This window comes from Mesorhizobium sp. WSM4983, from assembly GCF_029625765.1.
GTDB lineage: Bacteria > Pseudomonadota > Alphaproteobacteria > Rhizobiales > Rhizobiaceae > Mesorhizobium.
On record NZ_JARTVM010000025.1, the window covers coordinates 1 to 3,816 of the forward strand.

A 3,816-nucleotide genomic window follows, 5' to 3' on the forward strand; every position below is an offset into this window, starting at 1 on the left:
GATGGATGCTGAAGCGTGGTAACTCCAGTCTCCTCGGTCCGGTCCGAATGGACAACCTCTCGAAAGCTCACACCTAGTGCCGGCAGTGGCACCGCTGTTGTCCGTCGACAGGTCCCGCGCTTGCTCGGTGCGACCAACAACCTTAAGCGCTAGGGCGTAACCTGACCCTGCAAGATCTCCTCACCGACTATAAGGTGCGCCTCACGATCTGAGACGATGGGACAGGATGGCTAAGGAGGTGCGCCGTCTTGCATGCCCCGCCAGCGAGGCGAACCCTCTCGGCTACGCGCGCCACCAGCGACGCTCCATATCGTCAGGCCTGCGTCTCATGCTCAGATGAGCCGGTATTTGGCTCTCTCATCAGCAAACCGAGAGAGCCCATGCCAAGACGGAAGCAAGCAAGACGAACGAGCGTCAGAGATATCCTGCGCCTGACCCATAAACAGGGCAGTCCGGTGGGCCAAGGTGGCAGAGCAACTGAGGTTCGGCAAGACTTCGGCTTCCACCTATCTGCGGGCGCTGGAGACGGGCTGTCGTGCAGGCCCTGCATGCGGCTTTGAGGACGATGCGATGTTGAAACACCGTCTGTTGCGCCGAATCGGCCGTCGGCCAAACGTTGGGTCGTCATCAGGTTCTCGACAGCTTCCCGGTGTCAAATCCAAACCGTGGTCGGCGATCCCCACCAGGGTGGGAAGGCAGCGCTGATATAGCCGAACGTCGATCAAGTCACGATCAACGATTGCCTCATGTCACATGCCCTGCGGGACTGAAAAACGGAGAAGAACATGTGCGATGCAAAACTGAAGACCGTGCTTTCGCTTTTTTCGCCGGTGGCCAGCAAATTAGATGCTCTCTCGTCCAACGGACCAGCGACGGATGCAAACTGCGTTAAGCTAAATACGAACGAGAACCCGTTTCCGTTGCCGAAGAGCGTAATGCAAAGTGCAATTGCTGCGATCGAACACCAGTATCTTTATCCGGAAGACGACAATCTCAGCTTAAGGGCAGCTGCCTCCGATGCTTACGGATTTTCCAAAGATCAGGTGATTGCCGGCAACGGTTCGTCGGAGCTGCTCGGACTCATCTACAGAGCTTTCCTCGCCCCAGGAGATAGAGTGGCAATGCTGTCGCCCGGATTTTCGTTCAACCGTAAACTTGCCATGTTGCAGGGTGCCGAGTTTCTCGAAATCGCATCGAGCGAAGCTCATCCCCTGCCGATAGAAAAACTGCTGTCCGGCCCCGCAAAAGACGCGAAGTTCATTCTGTTGGCTAATCCGAACAATCCGACCGGAACATTCGTGCCGGTGGCCGAAATCGAACGCCTTGTGGAGCAAGCAGATCGCTTGGTCGTCTTGGATGAGGCCTACGTTGACTTCGCACCCGACAATGCCCTGCGCCTCGTCAATAGACATCCGAATCTTTTGATCTTGAGGACTTTTTCAAAGAGCTATGCTGCCGCTGGCGTGCGAGTCGGCTTCGGTTTCGGTCACCCAGAAATCATTGGCAGGCTGCGCAACATCCAGAATGTCTTCAACATGAACGTGATCGGGCAGGCGGTCGGGAAAAGCATTCTTGCGCATCGCCACGCCTACGAAGAGAACCACAGGCACATCAAGCATGAACGACAGCGAGTGACCCTGGCGCTGTTGCAACTTGGCTTTTCCGTAACACCCTCCCACGCAAACTTTTTGCTGGCCCGTGTGCCGGCGGGACAGGAGGGCTCATGCTGGCAAGCCGCGTTGAAAGAGCAGGCGATCCTCATCGCCAGCTTTCCTGACGTAGATTTGAAGAACTGTATTCGCGTCAGCATTGGCACCACAGAGCAGATGGACAAATTCCTTGCTGCCGCCGAACGCGTCTGTATGAACTTTAAGAAGGATCGCGGTGCTCACAAGCATGAAGTCGATTCACATTAAGCATCAAGTAATGATATGTCGTGAGCTATGATGATTAGCGAATAAATATAGGTAATTTGGAGAACAATTAATTGAAGAAAATTTCCGCTTCGGGCCTGACCTTCGGCATCTTCGATCATCTGGACGAAAACGGCGATGACATCGCACAACAATATGCAGATCGGCTGAGCCTAGCAGAAGCGTGCGATGGCTATGGCTTTTATGCGTATCATCTCGCCGAGCACCACTGTACGCCGCATGGCAGAGGTCCATCACCGAATTTGTTCTTAGCGAGCGTCGCCCAGCGAACCCGCAGTCTTCGTGTTGGTCCCATGGTAATGCTACTTGCGCTCTATCATCCGCTGCGTGCCTTCGAGGAGATCTGCATGCTTGATCAGTTGAGCGGCGGCAGGCTTGAACTCGGCATAGGGCGCGGCTCTGCTCCCACTGAATTGGGATACTTCGGGGTTGCTGTAGAAGCAGCACCAGAACAGTATGCGGAGGCCAGTGAGATTCTCATCAATGCGATGAAAGGCGGGACGCTTTCTTATCAGGGCCGCCACTTTGAGTTGAAAGATGTTCCGCTGACGTTGAGACCTCACCAATATCCCCGTCCGCCGACATGGATCGCCACCAATCGACCCGAGCCGGCTAGCTGGGCCGCTGCGAATGGGGCAAACATCGCCTGCGTCGGACCTTCCACTTCTGTTCGCAGCGTTACCGACGCGTTCCGCGCCGCCCGAATTCACGATGCTGACATTGGCCAGCAAGCGCCATTTCTTGGATTGCTCCGAATGGTGGTGATAGGGCGTTCTGAAACAGATGCGTATTTGCTCGCAGCACCTGCCTATGAACGATGGCTCAATAGCTTCAAATTTCTATACGAACTAAATGCCATTTCCACTCCACCAAACTTGCCTTTGAACTTCGATGCAGCAATTGAAAGTGAATTGTGCGTCGTGGGAACGGCAGATTCTGTCCGAAAAGCTCTCCTTGATCAGCTGGAAGAGGCAGGTGCTAATTATCTTCTGTGTCAACTGGCATTTGGGGATTTGCCGCTGGATGCCTCACTATACACCGCATCGGCCATTGGATCCGAAATCATGGCTCGAGTTGCCGCATCGTGAATCCGTCGTGTGATTGGAGGAGCAGCGGCAGCGCTGCTCCTCATTGCGAAACGGTTGTGGGGGCCGGACTCCTGTGTCAGGTGTAAACCATTGGAGCACGTCCTATCTGATCCAGGTCATATCCTGCGGCTTTGAAGTAGTTGGCACATTCGGCTGGGGTGAAGAGGTCGACGACCGCGCCGAGGCGTCCTGACCTTGCCCCTCTGATCTAATCCGGTTTGAAGTTCGTTCTGGCCCATCCAGAGGACCAGGACATGAAACGCAGCCGCTTCTCTGAAGAGCAGATCATCGGAATTTTGAAGAAACACGAGGCCGGGGTATCGGTTGGCGATCTGTGCCGCAAGCACGGGGTCAGCGACGCCTCGATCTACAATTGGAAGGCCCGCTTCGGCGGGATGGATGTCACCGAGGCTCGGCGACCTGAAGGCGCTGGAGGACGAGAACACGCGCCTGAAGCGGCTTTTGGCCGACGCCATGCTCGACAATGCCGCGTTGAAGGACCTTGTGGGAAAGAAATGGTGACGCCCGCCGCCAAGCGGAAAGCTGTCGCTCGCCTGAAGGAAGGCTTCGGGATGAGCGAACGGCGGGCGTGTAAAGCCATCGGCTGTTGCCGCATGACGGTTCGCTACCAGACCAGCAGGCCGGACGACCGCGAGGTTCGCGAGCGGATGAAGGCCGATCGCGCAGGAGCGTCGCCGGTTCGGCTACCGGCGTCTTCTCGTGATGCTGAGGCGGGAGGGCCTGGTCGTGAACCACAAGAAGCTGTTCCGGCTCTATCGGGAGGAGAAGCTCGC

At 56.0% G+C, this 3,816-nt stretch carries 2 protein-coding genes and 1 pseudogene; all 3 read left to right on the top strand.

Annotation, left to right across the window (positions count from 1 at the left end):
• Positions 1–785: 785 nt before the first annotated feature.
• On the top strand, positions 786–1,916 hold the full coding sequence (gene hisC, locus P9254_RS28745; protein ID WP_063169376.1) for a histidinol-phosphate transaminase: 1,131 nt from the start codon (positions 786–788) through the stop codon (positions 1,914–1,916).
• Between the two features lie 71 nt (positions 1,917–1,987).
• Complete coding sequence (locus P9254_RS28750) at positions 1,988–3,022, top strand: LLM class flavin-dependent oxidoreductase (RefSeq protein WP_063169375.1); 1,035 nt, start codon at positions 1,988–1,990, stop codon at positions 3,020–3,022.
• A 254-nt stretch (positions 3,023–3,276) separates the two neighbouring features.
• Positions 3,277–3,816 (top strand): annotated as a pseudogene (locus P9254_RS28755) (transposase); the annotation flags it as partial.

Excerpts from the sequence above, each read along its gene's own strand:
- hisC (WP_063169376.1), top strand. The coding sequence starts at position 786 with ATGTGCGATGCAAAACTGAAGACCGTGCTTTCGCTTTTTTCGCCGGTG.